The organism is Streptomyces nigrescens (assembly GCF_027626975.1).
Classification (GTDB): domain Bacteria; phylum Actinomycetota; class Actinomycetes; order Streptomycetales; family Streptomycetaceae; genus Streptomyces; species Streptomyces nigrescens.
The window spans coordinates 5,418,794-5,433,476 of record NZ_CP114203.1 but is presented as its reverse complement, the minus strand read 5'-3'; the positions used below and the strand labels follow the sequence as shown (position 1 = coordinate 5,433,476).

The following is a 14,683-nucleotide window of genomic DNA, read 5'->3' as shown; positions in this document are numbered from 1 at the left end:
GAGCCGCTGCGTGAGTCCATCCGTGAGCCCGTTCGTGATGCCATGACACCGATCGTGGCACCCGCCACTGACAACCGGCCCGACAACGGCGCCGACCTGCTGCTTCCCGTCCCGGACGAGGACGGCGCGCCCTTCTGGGAGTACGCCGCCCGGGGCGAACTGCGCGTCCAGGCCTGCGCCGACTGCGACGAACTGCGTTTCCCGCCCCGGCCGTGCTGCCCGCACTGCCAGTCCTTCGCCGCCCGCTGGCAGCGGATGAGCGGCCGCGGCCGCATCTGGTCCTATGTGCTGCCGCACCCGCCGCTGCTGCCCGCGTACGCCGAGCAGCCGGGCTACAACGCGATCGTCGTGGAGCTGGCCGAGGCCCCGCGCATCCGCCTCGTCGGCAACCTCGTCACCGCCGCCGACGCCCCCCTCAACTCCGTCGACCCGGCCCGGCTGCGCATCGGCGCCCCGGTGAAGGCCGTCTTCCACACCATGCCGGGAGGCGTGACCGTACCCCGCTGGCTCCTGGAGCGGCCATGACGGTCCGCACGGAGATCGAGGACGGGGTCGCACTGGTCACCCTCGACCGGCCCGAGCGGCACAACGCCGTCGACCTCGCCACCGCCGCCGAACTCGCGGACACCTGGCGGGCGTTCCGCTTCGACGACACCGTACGGGCCGCGGTGCTCACCGGCGCCGGCGGCCGGGCCTTCTGCACCGGCATCGACCGCTCCGTCGACGTCCCCCAGCCGTCCTCGCCCTACTCCCTCGACGACCCGCTGCTCCGCATCGGCCCGAAGTCCAACGATCTGTGGAAGCCGGTCATCGCCGCCGTCGAGGGCATGGCCTGCGGCGGCGCCTTCTATCTCCTGGGCGAGGCGGAGTTCCTCGTCGCCGCCGAGAACGCCACGTTCTTCGACCCGCACACCACCTACGGGATGGTGAGCGCCTACGAGTCCCTCTATATGGCACAGCGGATGCCCTACGGGGAGGCCGCCCGGCTGGCCCTGATGGGGACGGCGGAGCGGCTGGGCGCACTCCGGGCGTACCAGACCGGCCTGGTCTCCGAGCTGACCGCACCCGGCGCCGCGGCCGAGGTGGCGCGGCACCGTGCGGCCGTGCTCGCCGCCCAGCCGACCGAGGCGGTCCAGGGCACCGTACGCGCCCTGTGGGCGGCCAAGGAGGCGGCCAGAGCGCAGGCCCTGGCGCACGCTCCCCATCTGATCGCGCTGGGCAGTCTGCCCCCGGACCGCCAGGCCGCGCTGTTCGCCGCCCGCAAGCGGCAGGGCGAGGGGCACGGCGACGGGCCCGGTGAGGGGCACGGCGGGCGGGGCGACGGCCAGGACGGCGGACGGAGCGGCCGGCCCCTGGTCAGGTGACGACCGCTCCCCTACGGGTCACATACGGCTCTTGTGCGCCCGGGTGATCTCACAGGTGAACCAGAACCGCCCGATGGAGGACTGGTTGACGGTGTACTTGGCGGTGTACGTCTCGGTGTCACCGGGACCGACGGTGATCGAGCGCTCGTGCAGCCCGTACGCCTTCCCGTCGGCCGGCTTGGCCTTCATCCAGTTGACGGCCATGTCGTAGGAGAAGGAATCGTTCATGGACGGGTTGGTGATGGAGACCGTGTACGTGAACTGGCGCAGCGAATCGGAGAAGTCGCAGCCGCTGCCGCTGACGTCCGACCGCCCGTCCGGGTCGTAGGTCTCCTGGGTCGGCGAGGGCGAGAAGGTGGGCTCGTACGACGGGGTCGGGTCGCTCGGGTCGTACCCGCTGGAGAACGTCGGGCTCGGGAAGGAACTGGGGATCGCCACCCGGGGCCGGCCGAAGGCACAGCCGCTGACGGTCGCCACCGTCACCAGCGCCAGCCCGGCCGCGACCGCTGCCCTGATACCCGTACGGGCGCCCCCGCGGGTGCCCGTACCCCTGCGCATGCGCTGCTGCATTCTGCCCATCCCCCGTGGAAACCGCTGAGCCGTCACTCTTGAATTGACGCGTGCACGGCACCCTAGCAAGCGCCGGTGACACCCCTTACGGGCCCCGGCCACGCATGCGGGCGTACTTGTCTCGCGCGTGCAGGGGCTCAGGCGTAGCGTCGGTCCCGGAGGATGACCGGACGACCCGAAGCGAGGCGACGCCCGTGGTGCGCAACGTTCTCGGGTCGCTGATCGCCCTCGTCGGAGCGACGGCCGCCGTCTGGAGCCCCTTCCGTCCCTGGTACGACGGCCGTCACGGAAATGACGTGCGCATCGAGGACCTCTTCAACGGGCTCACGCGCACCAGCGCCGCCCTCTTCGGGTCCCTCCTGCTCCCCATGGCGTTCGCCGCCCTGCTGACCCTGATCGGTGTCGCCCTGCGCTCCCGGGTGCTGGTCACCCTCGCGGGCCTGGTGGTGCTCGGTTTCACGATTCTGTGGATGGTCCGCCAGGGACAGGCCGCGACCGAGCTGACGGCCGGCGCCCGCGGTCTGGGGGTGGGCGTCGCCAACGCCCTCGGCGGCGGCGCACTGCTGCTGCTCGGCGCCCTGATCATGCGGGGCCGCCCCCGCCGGGCCTACGACCCCGGCTACGACGACCGGCAGTACGACGACGGCCGCTACGGACGCTATGCGCACGACGGGCGCTACGACGAGCGCACGCCCTACGACCCGTACACGCCCTACCCTCCGGGGACTCCCGAACCGTGGGACGCGGGCCGCCCGGGCGCCGAGGAGTGGAACCCCGAGCCGTACCCGACCGGACCCGGACCTGCCGGCCCCCCGGCCGGTCCCGGCGGACCCGGAGGTGGCCCCTACGGGCAGCAAGAGGACACCCCCACCACACCGCTGCCGATCACCCCGCCGCCACCACCACCCCCGCAGCAACAGCAACAGCAACAGCAACAGCAACAGTGGACACAAGCACAGCAACGGCCACAGCAACCGCCCCCGCAGCAGCCGCAGCCGGCTCCCCCGCCGCCGCCCACCATGCCGGCCCATAAGCAGCCGCCCACACCTCCGGTGGAGTGGGGCAAGGAGCAGCGACAGCCGCGCCCCGCACCGCCCGAGCAACCCGAACGGCGCGAACAGCCCCCGGAGGAACGGGAGTAGACACACGATCGCGACGTCACGACCTCACGAAGTCACGACCTCACGACCGCCGTGCCAGCCCCGTCCCCTTGGCCGCGTCCAGCGCGTACACACAACGGTCCTTGCTGCAGGCGTACACGACACCGCCGACCGCCACCGGCGAGCCGGTGATCTCGCCGCCGGTCTCCAGCTTCCAGCGCAGCTGGCCGCCCATCGCGTCGAGCGTGTAGAGGCAGTGGTCGGCGGAGCCGAAGTGCACCCGGCCCTCCGCGACGACCGGTGCGCCGACGACCTCCGCACCGGCCTGGAACCGCCAGCGCGGGGTGCCGGTCACCGCGTCGAGTGTGTAGAGCGCCTTACCGCTGCCCAGATGGACCGCGCCGTGCGCGACCAGCACCGGTTCGGTGGACTGCCGTGCCTCGGTGGCGATCCGCCAGCGGTCGCGGCCGTCCGCCGGGTCCAGTGCGTAGACCGTGCCGAGGTAGTCCGCCAGATAGACCCCGCCGCCGGTGACGGCCGGACCGGGGGCGAAGGCCGGCGGGCTCAGGAACACCGCGGGCGCCTCGAAGTGCCAGCGCACATCGCCGCGTGCGATGTCGATCGCCAGCACCCGGGTGCCGGCCACCACGTAGACCGCACCGTCCGACGCCGGCAGCAGCCGCACGGGCACCCCGCCGCAGGCCGCGGCGTCGCCCACCGGATACGACCAGCGCTCGGCGCCGGTCCGCGCTTCCAGTGCCTTCAGCCGGGCGTCGGCCCAGACGAAGACCGTGCCCTCGTGCACCACGGGCCCGGCCTCGGCGGTCTCGAAGTCGGTCTGGACGCCGCCGGTCTCCCACAGCAGTTCGCCGTTGCCGGCCTCCCACGCCTGGACGCCGCCCCCACGGGTGCTGGTGACGACGGTCCCGCGGTCGACCTTGAGGGCGTAGACCCAGCCCTCGGTGGTCAGCCGCCAGCGCTCGGTGCCGTCGCCGGCGTCCAGCGCGTACAGGCTCGGGCCGTCCGAGGCATGGATCCGGCCGTCCGCGACCGCCATCGCCCAGGCGACGTCACGGGTCTTGAACTTGCGGCGCCCGCTGGCCACATCGAGCGCATGCACCTCGAAGGAGGTGACGTAGAGCAGGTCGTCGGCGACCGCGGGAGTGCCCCACACATCGTTCGACATCCGGAACCGCCAGGGGCGCCAGCGGCCCGCTTCGGCGGGCGGTGCCTCGGGCGGCGGGGGCGGTGCGGCCTCATTGCGGGCCGGGCTCTCCCCGCCGTGCGCCGGGCCCTGCGGGGGCACCCCGGTCGTGGGCCCGGCGCCGGGCGGCCGTACCCAGTTCGTCGCGGCACCGGCCTGCCCGCGCGGCGGCGGTGCGTCGGCGCGCGGACCCGGCCCTATCGGGGCGGGCGAGCCACCGAGCTGTACGGGACCGGCGGCGCCCTCCCCGGGGGCGGCCGACGGGGCGGGCGGCGCGGAGGACAGCGCGGCAGCGGGGGACGGCGCGGCGGTGGGCGGCGGCGCGGAGACCGGGGTCACCCGGGCCGTCGAGGCGTCCGGGCCGAGCACCGCGGCCTGCGGCATCGGGCCGGGGTGGGCACCGCGCGGGTCGCCGCCGCGGTGCGCGCCGGGGCCCGCGCCGATCTGGCCGGGCCAGCCGGACTCCGCGGCGGCGGGGGCGCTCTCCGGCCGCCGCGGCGCCTGGGCGGGCTGTGCTGCGGGCATCGGGGGCGACACGGGCGGGGCCGGCGGTGCGGCGGGCGCCGGACGGCTCGCGCCGCGGCCGGAACCGGCCCGCTGGCCGTTGCCGGGTACGGCGGTGCGGCCGCCGCGCCGGCCCTCGATGAGGCCCACCGCACCGGGCGGCAGCCAGGCCGAGGCGGTACCGCTGTCGTCGCTGCCGGAGCCGAAGAGGTGCGGCGCGAGCTGGGACTGCAGATCGGCGGGGGACGGCCGCTGGCCGGCCTCCATCTGCATACAGGACTCCATGAGCGGACGGAGTTCGTCCGGCAGCCCCGCCAGATCGGGGCCCTCACGCAGCAGCATGAAGACGGTCTCGACGGGATTGGCGCCATGGAACGGCGCATGGCCGGTGGCGGCGAAGACCAGCGTCGACCCGAGGGAGAAGACATCGCTCGCGCCCGTCACACTGCGCGAGTCACGGGCCTGCTCGGGTGACATGTAGGCGGGCGTGCCCACGGCCACATTGGTCATCGTCAGACGGGTGTTGGACACCCCGGAGGCGATACCGAAGTCGATCACCCGGGGGCCGTCCTCGACGACCAGCACGTTCGACGGCTTCAGGTCGCGGTGCACCAGGCCCGCACCGTGGATGGACTGCAGCGCCTCGGCGATCCCGGCCGCCAGCCAGCGCACCGCCTGGGCCGGGAGCGGCCCGCACTCATTGACTATTTCCTCGAGGGAGGGCGCGGGGACATAGGCCGTCGCGAGCCAGGGCACCGCCGCGCGCGGGTCGGCGTCCACCACCGCGGCCGTGTAGAAGCCGCTGACCGCGCGGGCCGCCTCGACCTCGCGTGTGAAGCGGACCCGGAACAGCTGGTCCTCGGCGAGCTCGGTACGCACCGTCTTGATCGCCACGCGCCGGCCGGACGCCGAGCGCGCCAGATAGACCAGCCCCATGCCGCCGGCCCCGAGACGGCCGAGCACCTCGAACGGGCCGATCCGCCGGGGATCGTGCTGCGTCAGCTGCTTCAGCTGCTCCACCACTTACCTGCCACCTCCCCGTGGGGCGTAAAAAAGAGACTCTCAATAGCCACGAGCCGCCGAGAGCCACTGCCCCGTGCAGCGCTCACCGCCTGGCCGAAACGGCCGTACGCGTGCTGATTCTTCCTGGCCGAGCCGACGGTTGCGAACCCGGGGCCTGTCCGCCGTGTCACGGCATACCCCCCGTAGCCCGCACCGGGCCTGTTACCCGACGTCACCCCACCCCGCCTGACGTGCTCCGATACGTCCAGCGACGGGCGATTGCCGAGCGGGTTACCGGCCGGTTGCGGCTCCCCTGCGCGCGGCACCGCCCGATATATGGACGTTCACCATTCCGTTTGACGCGCACCTCAGGGGAACGGTTGAGCCTCTGGGGCATCCGGTGGCCGCGGTGGCCGAAATCATGCCTTTCCGCCGACCGCACACACTCACCCCCCACCGGCCCTGCCCTCCCCGTCGTCGCTCCCGGCCCCACGCCCCAATTCTGCGCGTTCGAAGGTCATTTCGGCGGCATCGCACCTGGCGTGGCGCCTTGATTGACGTGCGGGCAGCGCACAGCGCCGGCCGCCACGGCGGCCATATGCCCACGCTAGCGCCGGTTCGCGAAGTATGCGCGACGGCAATTCGAACGCAGGGCCGATTCCCGTGAGGCCCGAAGGGGGCGGCGGAGTCGGCGGAGGAGTAGGGGTGAAGTTCAACTGACGGCCATCGTCGTGCACTTGCTGCACGGAGGGTGACCACTTATCCACCAAAGTTGTCCACAGGCTGTTGATAACACCGTTCACCGGTTCGGACCAAGCGGCGCCATACAAGCCGTGATCGCGCGCGGGCCCGCCACCAGGGCACTCCCCGGGGCCACGCACCCCTAACTCCCCCATCCCCATTTGCAGGCAGCCAAATCGCGCTCCGATCACCCCTCGGTAAGCTGACGGCATGACAGGACAAGTTCGAACCGTCGACGGCAGAGTTGCCGGCCGCCGCGGACAGGCGACGCGGCAAAAGCTTCTCGACTGCCTCAGTGAAATGCTCAGTTCGTCCCCCTATCGGGACGTCAAGGTCATCGATGTAGCCCGAAAAGCGGGGACTTCACCCGCAACGTTCTATCAGTACTTCCCGGACGTCGAGGGCGCCGTCCTCGAAATCGCCGAGGAGATGGCCAAAGAAGGCGCCACTCTGACCGATCTTGTCGCCGGACGCTCCTGGGTGGGCAAATCCGCCTGGCAGGCCGCGGAGGATCTGGTCGAGGGCTTTCTCTCCTTCTGGCGGAAGCACGACGCGATTCTGCGCGTCATCGACCTGGGTGCGGCCGAGGGCGACAAGCGTTTCTACAAGATCCGCATGAAGATCCTCAATGCCGTCACCAACTCCCTTACGGACTCCATCAAGGAACTCCAGAGCAAGAACAAGGTCGACAAGGACGTGAGCCCGGCCGCCATCGCCGGTTCGATCGTCGCGATGCTGGCCGCGGTTGCCGCGCACCAGAAGGGCTTCCAGAGCTGGGGCGTCAAACAGGCCGAGCTCAAGCCGAATCTGGCGCTGCTGGTGCACCTCGGCGTCACCGGAAAGAAGCCGACCAAATAACGAAGTAACCGCGACAGCAGTCGGGGAAGCGGCCGGAGAAGCTGCCGCGCCTCGAAGTCCCGGTGCTCCCGGGACGGTTCGCCGTCGGTCCTGTGTCCGTCCTGCCATAGCTGTACACCACACGCAGCGGGCGCCGCGCGGCCCCTCCGGGGTTCGGCACGGCGCCCGCTGCGCGTATGCGGCGCACCGGCCCGGGCAGGGTCGACGCCCCCTTGCGCACCGGCCCGCTCAGCGCCGCTCCAGCCGGAACAGCCGGATCTCCCGCGTCACCCGTGCCTGATACGCGGCGTACGGAGGCCAGAGCGCCAGCGCCGCCCGCCATGCCCGCGCCCGCTCCTCACCGGTCAGCAGCCGGGCCCGCACCGGAATGTCCCGGCCCCGCCAACTCACCTCGGCCTCCGGATTCCTGAGCAGATTCCCGGTCCAGGCCGGATGCCCCGGCCGCCCGAAATTGCTGCCGACCAGCAGCCAGCTGCCGCCGTCCTCCGGTACGCACGCCAGCGGAGTACGCCGCGGCAGCCCGCTCCTGGCGCCGGTCGCGGTCAGCACCACACCGGGCAGCATCCGGGCGCTGAGCAGCACCTTTCCGCGGGTCAGCCGGTGTACCGCACGGTCCAGGGCGGGGATGACATACGGCGCGGTCCGGGCGAACGCACGGGTCGCGGAGATCTTCATGAGCAACCGCTCACCCGGCGGCATCAGACCTCCACCGCCGCCGTACGGCCCGGCGCACCGGCCGGCTCCCCGCTCCCGCCCGGCTTCCCCGCCCCGTCCGGCTCCTCCGCCCCGTCCGGGAACAGCCCCGCCTCCTCCGCGGCCCGCGCGCGCAGCCGGTGCACGGGTCCCAGCAGCAGCTCGTCGCAGGCCGCGCGCTTGAAGTACAGATGCGCCTCGTGTTCCCAGGTGAAGCCGATGCCGCCGTGCAGCTGCACCGCCTCGGCCGCCACCGCCCGCAGGCTCTCCAGTGTCTGCGCGAGCGCCAGCGCCCCCACCCCGGGCTCGGCCGCCCCGTACGGGCCGGCGGCGCCCCCGGGCGCGGACGGCCCGCGGCCCGCCGACCAGGCCGCGTAGTACGCCGCCGAGCGGGCCGCCTGCAGCCGCACATACAGATCGGCGAGCCGGTGCTGGACCGCCTGGAAGGAGCCGATGGGCCGGCCGAACTGCTCACGCTGCTGGACATGGGCGACGGTACGGGCCAGCGCCGCATCGGCCGCGCCGACCGCCTCGGCGGCCAGTGCCGCGGCCGCCGTCACCCCCGTCGCGGCGAGCGCCCCGGCCACCGCCGCCTCGCCGCCCTCCCCCTCCCCCAGCAACTCGGCCGGTACGTCGCGCAGTTCGAGGCGCGCCTGCGGCCGGGTCTCGTCCAGTGCGGTCTGCCGGGTCCGCAGCAGACCGGGCACACCGGGCGCCGCGCCGGGCCGGGCCTCGCCCCCGCCCGCCGCCGCCCGTACGAGAAAGAGCAGGGTGCGGCCCTTCGCGAACCCACCGGTGTGCGCGGCCACCACCAGCACCTCCGCGGTGTGCCCGTTGAGCACCTGCCCGGCCTCCCCGTACAGCCGCCAGCCACCGCCCGCCGGCCGCCCGCCGTTCTTCGACGGGACGGCCTCGCCCTCCTGCGGCGCCCTCCTCGCCTGGATTCCGCCGGCCCGGCCGCCGCCCGCCCAGCCGCCGTCGTTCGGCCCGGTCAGGGCCACTGCGGTGGCGAGCCGGCCGCCCGGCACGGCCAGCGTCGCGGTCAGCTCCCCGGCGGCGAGGGCCGGCAGCAGTGCGGTGCGCTGGCGCTCGCTGCCCAGCGCGAGGATCAGCGGGGCGGCCAGCGCGGCGGTCGCTATCAGAGGTGAGGGAAGGACGGCGCGGCCGGTTTCCTCGCAGGCCAGGGCGAGTTCGGTGGGCCCGCAGCCCACCCCTCCGTACGCCGTGGGCAGCGCCAGACCGGGCAGGCCGAGCCGGCCGGCGAGCTGCTGCCACAGCTGTGTGTCGTACCCCGCCGGGGTGCGTACCGCCGCCTTGACCTCGTCCGGACCGCAGCGTTTGAGCAGCAGTTCGCGCAGCGTACGGCGGATTTCGTGCTGCTCCTCGGTGAACGCGGCATCCATCGGCGGGCTCCTCCCGGCCGTGCGACAACGCCCGTCCGGTCGACGGGCCCCCGCTTCCGATCTGACGGGCCGTCATAGTAGGGACGGGGGGTGCACTTTCCTAGGGCGGGTTCGCAAGTCACGGCCGCCGCCGGGGAACGAAGGCTCAGGACACGCCGCAGGCAGGGCGGAGCCGGGTCACGTCGCCGTGACCCGGCTCCCTCGGGCCGCTGCCCGGTCAGCGGATGAGGTGGACGGTGAGGTTCGTCTCCGTGTCACTGACGTTGACGGCGTGGACGGAGCCGTGGGCGGTGCGGTAGCGCCCGGTGCCTCCGGTGATCGCGAGGTCGATGTTGCCGGGGCCGGCGGCTGTGACGGTGAACCGGCCCTGCGCGGTGAGCTGCCCCAGGGGAAGCGTGAGGTCGGCCGCGCACTGGAGGTCGAACTCGTCGGCCGGGGCGGTCCGGGTCAGCGTGCAGATCTCACCGTAGGTGCCGACCTGGAGGGCGCCGCGGAAGAGATTCCCGCTGATGACGAATTCGTCGCCCTGGCTGGGCCCGGACGAGCCGTCCACATCGACGAAGGTTCCCTGAGTCTGCTTGGCGACCAGCTGGAATACGGTCTCTCCCGGGGGAAAGGAATCGGCGCCGGCGGCCGATGCCGCGGGTGCGCAGAAAAGGATGGCCGACAGTCCGGTGGCCGCGCTCAGCAGAACCTGCTTGAAGTGACGCACAGTTTTCTCCTCTGGGACTGGAAGGGAATTTCACTGACGCTGTGCCGTGAGGTGCCTTGCTTCCCGGACCGATGGCGCGTGGACGGCATGACCCCGCGACTCCCGCCCGGCCCGTCGGCCGGGATTCCGGTCGGCCGGAACTCGGTGTGCCGGTGCCGCACCGGCCGGCCGGGTCCGCCCGGCCGGCCGTTCGGCGTGCCCGGGTGGATCAGATGTCGGGGTCGGCGACGTAGGTGAATCCGCCGGAGGGGGTGCTGCCGTCGGGGCCGGTGACCATGACGGTGACGGGGCCTGCGGCGCCGCTGGGCGGGGACGTGGCGACCACGCTGGTGTCCGAGACGACCTCGAAGGGCGCCAGGACGCCGTTGAAGGTGACCTGCTCGGTGTAGGCCAGGCCGGTGCCGGTGATCGTCACGATGGTGCCGCCGGAGGTCGGTCCCGTGTTGGGACTGATATCGGTGACGGTGGGCTGGCTGACGTAGGTGTAGGTCAGCCCAACGGCGCTCCCGCCGGCGGTGATCACGGTGACGGCGACGCCGCCCGGCCCCGGTGCACCGGCGGCCCGGACGGTGACCTGGGTGTCGGAGACGCTCTGGATCACGGCACGGGTGGAGCCGAAGTACACATTGATCGCCCCGGAGAGGTTGCGGCCGGTGATGACGATCTCGTCGTCACTGCCACCGACGGGCCCCGCGGCGGGGCTGATGCCGGTGAGGGCGGGCAACGGCACGTAGTAGAAGGTTCCGAGGAAGCCGGTCCCACCCGGGGTGGTGACCGTCACGGGGACGACACCGCCCCCGGCGGGGCTGGTGACGGTCAGCGAGGTATCCGTATTGGCGGTGACGGCGGCCTGGGCGGTGCCGAAGCGCACGGCGGTGGCGTTGGCCAGGTGGTGGCCGGTCACCGTCACGGTGGCGCCGCCCGCCGTGGACCCCTGGTCGGGAATCACGGTCGTCGCGATCACGCCGACGGTGTTGGCCTCGGCGTTGACCACATAGGCGTGCGTCCCGTCGGGAAAGACCGCGAGGCCGGTGGGGCCGGCCCCCACCCCGATGTTCTCGACGACGGTGTGGGTGGCGGTTTCGATCACACTCACCGTGTCCGGGAAGGCATTCGCCACGAACACATGGGCGCCGTCCGGGCTCACCGCCAGGAAGCGCGGCTGGGCGCTGACGCCGACGGTGGCGATGACGGCGTTGGTGGCGGTGTCGACCACACTCACCGTGGAACTGCCGGCATTGGTCACATAGAGGCGGGACCCGTCGGGGTTGAGCGCCAGCAGGATGGGGACATCGCCGGCCGTAATCGTCGTGGTGACGGTGTTCGTGGCGGTATCGATCACGCTGACGCTGCCCGAGAAGCACGCCACGTAGGCGCGGGTCCCGTCCGGCGTGATGACCACGCCGGTCCCCCCGGCCCCGACGGGAACCGTGTCGGTGACCGTGTTGGTGGCCGCGTCGATCACACTCACCGTGGTGCCGGCCTGCTGTGTCACGTAGACGCGGGTGCCGTCCGGGGTGACCGCCGCCACCGTTGGCCCGTCACCTACGGGGATGTCCGCGACGAGGGCGTTCGTGGCGGTGTCGAGCACGCTGACGAGACCGGCACCGGAGACGGTCACATAGCCGCGGGTGCCGTCCGGGCTGATCGCCACGTAGTCGGGACCGGCTCCTGTGGGGATGGTGGCCGTAACGGTGTCAGTGGCGGTATCGATCACACTGACCGTGTCCGAGCCGCGGTTGGCGACATAGGCGCGGGCCCCGCCGGGCGAAAGGGTAATTCCCTGGGGCAGCACACCCACAGGAATGACGGCGCCTGCCGCAAAAGCGGCGCGTAATTCTGAATCCCGCACCTGAGCAGGCGCCGGAATGTCTGACGTAAAGGCGAACATGACACTCCCTGAGGCAGGCGGGACGATCTTGTCCCGCACACGGAAATGTCTGCTCCGCCGTATGGGCAAACAGCGAGCAGTCAACCGGCCTGGAGCGGCCGGCGAAATGCACAAAGCGATGTGAGAATACCCTCCCCAGGAAACCTTTTAAAGGCCACCACATATCTCCGATTCTCCGATAATCGCTTTAAGTCCGGCTCCCTCGGACGGTACGGGCGCTGCGCGGCGGGGGACGCATTCCGGCCACCGCGCGTCGGGGCCGGCCGCCCGGAGTCGCACTCCGCGCCCTGCCCGTCATGCCATATCTGATGTACCGTCAGATTCATGTCTTCAGGGACCGCTTACGGGAATCGCAAGGTCGCCGTCGCCGGAGTCGCCCTGTCCGATTGCGGACGCGTGGACCAGGCCACCCCGTACGCCCTGCACGCCCAGGCCGCCCGCCGGGCACTCGCCGACAGCGGGCTGGACCGGTCGGTGATCGACGGCTTCGCCTCGGCCGGTCTGGGCACCCTCGCACCCGTCGAGGTCGCCGAATATCTGGGCCTGCACCCCACCTGGGTCGACTCGACCGCGGTCGGCGGCGCCACCTGGGAAGTGCTCGCCGCGCACGCCGCCGACGCGATCGCCGCCGGCCATGCCAACGCCGTACTCCTCGTCTACGGCTCCACCGCCCGCGCCGACATCAAGGCCAAGCGCCGCACCTCGAACCTCTCCTTCGGCACCCGTGGCCCGCTCCAGTTCGAGGTCCCCTACGGGCACACCCTGATCGCCAAATACGCCATGGCCGCCCGCCGCCATATGCACCAATACGGCACCACCCTGGAGCAGTTGGCCCAGGTCGCGGTCCAGGCACGCGCCAACGCGGCGGCCAACCCGGACGCCATGTACCGCGACCCGATCACCGTCGACGATGTCCTGGGCGGGCCGGTGATCGCCGACCCGTTCACCAAACTGCACTGCTGCATCCGCTCCGACGGCGGCTGCGCGGTCCTGCTCGTCGCCGAGGACTACGTCCCGGACCTGGCCAAACCCCCGGTATGGGTGCTCGGTTCGGGCACCGCGGTGTCGCACACCACCATGTCGGAGTGGGACGACTTCACCGTCTCCCCCGCGGCGGTCTCCGGCCGGCTGGCCTTCGCCCGCGCCGGGGTCCGCCCCGCCGAGATCGACCTCGCCGAGCTCTATGACGCCTTCACCTACATGACCTTGGTGACGCTGGAGGACCTGGGCTTCTGCGCCAAGGGTGAGGGCGGCGCGTTCGTCGGGGAGGGGCGGCTGCTGCGGGACGGCGAGTTGCCGGTCAACACCGACGGCGGCGGACTGGCCGCCTGCCACCCCGGCATGCGGGGACTCTTCCTGCTGGTCGAGGCGGTACGCCAGCTCCGCGGCGAGGCCGGCCCGGACCGCCAGGTACGCAAACCCGACGGCCGGCTGCCCCACCTCGCGGTCGCCTCGGGCACGGGCGGCTGGTTCTGTTCGTCGGGGACGGTGGTGTTGGGGCGGGGGTGAGGCGGGGCCCGCGACGGCCTCGGGAGGCCGGGCCCGGCGGGAGCCCCGGCGGAGACTCGCGAGCGGGCCCGGCGCCGGGGCCTCAAGGGAGCCCGGGAGACCGACCGTTGATCAGTCGGTGGCCGGTCGGGTGCCGATACTGAAGGCCGTGCCGAAGGGGTCGGTGAGCGCGGCCATGCGGGCGTACGGGGCGTCCTCGGGGGTGCCGGCCGTTCCGCCGGCGGCGACGGCGCGGGCCGCCACTTCGTCCGTGTCCGCCACCTCGAACACGGTCTGCCAGCGGGAGGCGCGGGCCGTGGGGTCGCCGAAGACACCGCCGATCTCATGGCCGTCGGGCCGGCGCAGGAAGGTGAAGTCGAAGTCCGGGAGGTCGTCGTTGCCGTCGAGTGTGAAGTCGAAGACGGTGCTGTAGAAGCGGCGGGCGGGCTCGGGGTCCGGGGACGCGAGGTCGTTGCGGATCAGGGTGTCGGGCTCGTTCACCAGCTCACAGCCCGGCAGCTTACGTCCCTGCCAGAGGCCGAAGCGGGCGCCGACCGGATCCGTCATGACGGCCGTACGGGCCAGGCCCGCCACATCCGAGGGCGGCACCGCCACCGCACCGCCGCACTCGACGATCCGCTCGGCCACCGCGTCACAGTCGTCCGTGGCCAGATAGGGCAGCCACCAGGACTCCCCCTCGACGTCCGCGGCGGAGACGGACCGCAGCGCCGCCACCCGCCGGCCGCGCAGCAGGCACAGGGTGAAGGGGCCGGTCGCCGCCGACCGCTCCTCGTACTCCCAGCCGAACAGCGCGCCGTAGAACTCCTTCGCCCGGTCGAGGTCGGGGACCCCGAGATCGATCCAAGTCGGCGTTCCGAGCGGCTGATTGATGCTGATCTCGCTCAACGTCTGCTCCTTCGCGGTGACATTGCCCGCAACCGACGTTAGTGCGCCTCTAGGACAGGACGTGTCCTAGAGCGGCAGCGGACAACAGGCAGGACGGCAATGGGCAGCGCGACCGCAGGCGGGCGCCCTGCAGGAGCGAGCGTTATGAACAAACGTCATAGACAAGTGTTTAAGACGTTCGTATAGTCGGGTCACCGGTCGGCGAGTGCACCACGACCGAGCGCCACGGCCGCGTGGCGCAGCGCAG

12 protein-coding genes are annotated in these 14,683 nt (G+C 72.2%); 5 read left to right on the top strand and 7 right to left on the bottom strand.

What is annotated here, in order from left to right; genetic code table 11:
* Positions 1-42: 42 nt before the first annotated feature.
* Positions 43-525, top strand: a complete 483-nt coding sequence (locus STRNI_RS24390) for a Zn-ribbon domain-containing OB-fold protein (RefSeq protein ID WP_018092269.1) — start codon at positions 43-45, stop codon at positions 523-525.
* On the top strand, positions 522-1,364 hold the full coding sequence (locus tag STRNI_RS24385) for an enoyl-CoA hydratase/isomerase family protein (RefSeq protein ID WP_159487817.1): 843 nt from the start codon (positions 522-524) through the stop codon (positions 1,362-1,364). Before STRNI_RS24390 ends, STRNI_RS24385 begins: the two co-directional genes overlap by 4 nt.
* A gap of 18 nt (positions 1,365-1,382) precedes the next feature.
* Here STRNI_RS24385 and STRNI_RS24380 read toward each other — a convergent pair whose 3' ends face one another.
* Complete coding sequence (locus STRNI_RS24380) at positions 1,383-1,922, bottom strand: hypothetical protein (protein ID WP_234017637.1); 540 nt, start codon at positions 1,920-1,922, stop codon at positions 1,383-1,385.
* A 206-nt stretch (positions 1,923-2,128) separates the two neighbouring features.
* Between STRNI_RS24380 and STRNI_RS41400 the strand changes: the two genes are divergently transcribed.
* The gene (locus tag STRNI_RS41400) at positions 2,129-3,076 is read left to right on the top strand and encodes a hypothetical protein (RefSeq protein ID WP_338149779.1); all 948 of its coding nucleotides are present in this window, start codon (positions 2,129-2,131) and stop codon (positions 3,074-3,076) included.
* 40 nt (positions 3,077-3,116) lie between these two features.
* Here STRNI_RS41400 and afsK read toward each other — a convergent pair whose 3' ends face one another.
* On the bottom strand, positions 3,117-5,765 hold the full coding sequence (afsK, locus tag STRNI_RS24370; protein ID WP_229838332.1) for a protein serine/threonine kinase AfsK: 2,649 nt from the start codon (positions 5,763-5,765) through the stop codon (positions 3,117-3,119).
* A 930-nt stretch (positions 5,766-6,695) separates the two neighbouring features.
* Here afsK and STRNI_RS24365 point away from each other — a divergent pair.
* Positions 6,696-7,343 carry a TetR family transcriptional regulator gene (locus STRNI_RS24365; protein ID WP_026170093.1) on the top strand — a complete coding sequence of 216 codons (648 nt, stop codon included), beginning with the start codon at positions 6,696-6,698 and terminating at the stop codon, positions 7,341-7,343.
* Between the two features lie 228 nt (positions 7,344-7,571).
* Here STRNI_RS24365 and STRNI_RS24360 read toward each other — a convergent pair whose 3' ends face one another.
* The 4 genes from STRNI_RS24360 to STRNI_RS24345 form a co-directional block, all read right to left on the bottom strand.
* Entirely contained in the window at positions 7,572-8,042 is a 471-nt protein-coding gene (locus STRNI_RS24360; protein WP_093639760.1) for a nitroreductase/quinone reductase family protein, read from the bottom strand.
* Complete coding sequence (locus STRNI_RS24355; RefSeq protein WP_277411989.1) at positions 8,042-9,439, bottom strand: acyl-CoA dehydrogenase family protein; 1,398 nt, start codon at positions 9,437-9,439, stop codon at positions 8,042-8,044. Before STRNI_RS24355 ends, STRNI_RS24360 begins: the two co-directional genes overlap by 1 nt.
* 217 nt (positions 9,440-9,656) lie before the next feature.
* Complete coding sequence (locus STRNI_RS24350; RefSeq protein WP_266445430.1) at positions 9,657-10,151, bottom strand: allene oxide cyclase barrel-like domain-containing protein; 495 nt, start codon at positions 10,149-10,151, stop codon at positions 9,657-9,659.
* 208 nt (positions 10,152-10,359) lie between these two features.
* On the bottom strand, positions 10,360-11,952 hold the full coding sequence (locus STRNI_RS24345; RefSeq protein ID WP_229838331.1) for an IPT/TIG domain-containing protein: 1,593 nt from the start codon (positions 11,950-11,952) through the stop codon (positions 10,360-10,362).
* A gap of 414 nt (positions 11,953-12,366) precedes the next feature.
* On the opposite strand from STRNI_RS24345, the gene STRNI_RS24340 reads away from it, so the two are divergent.
* Entirely contained in the window at positions 12,367-13,551 is a 1,185-nt protein-coding gene (locus STRNI_RS24340; protein ID WP_277411988.1) for a thiolase C-terminal domain-containing protein, read from the top strand.
* Between the two features lie 111 nt (positions 13,552-13,662).
* On the opposite strand, the gene STRNI_RS24335 is transcribed toward STRNI_RS24340, so the two are convergent.
* Entirely contained in the window at positions 13,663-14,436 is a 774-nt protein-coding gene (locus STRNI_RS24335; protein ID WP_018092279.1) for a VOC family protein, read from the bottom strand.
* Positions 14,437-14,683: the final 247 nt, after the last annotated feature.

Coding starts and splice junctions, on each gene's coding strand:
- STRNI_RS24355 (WP_277411989.1), bottom strand. CDS start 9,439: ATGGATGCCGCGTTCACCGAGGAGCAGCACGAAATCCGCCGTACGCTG.
- STRNI_RS24380 (WP_234017637.1), bottom strand. CDS start 1,922: ATGCGCAGGGGTACGGGCACCCGCGGGGGCGCCCGTACGGGTATCAGG.
- STRNI_RS24385 (WP_159487817.1), top strand. CDS start 522: ATGACGGTCCGCACGGAGATCGAGGACGGGGTCGCACTGGTCACCCTC.
- STRNI_RS24365 (WP_026170093.1), top strand. CDS start 6,696: ATGACAGGACAAGTTCGAACCGTCGACGGCAGAGTTGCCGGCCGCCGC.
- STRNI_RS24360 (WP_093639760.1), bottom strand. CDS start 8,042: ATGCCGCCGGGTGAGCGGTTGCTCATGAAGATCTCCGCGACCCGTGCG.
- STRNI_RS24340 (WP_277411988.1), top strand. CDS start 12,367: ATGTCTTCAGGGACCGCTTACGGGAATCGCAAGGTCGCCGTCGCCGGA.
- STRNI_RS24390 (WP_018092269.1), top strand. CDS start 43: ATGACACCGATCGTGGCACCCGCCACTGACAACCGGCCCGACAACGGC.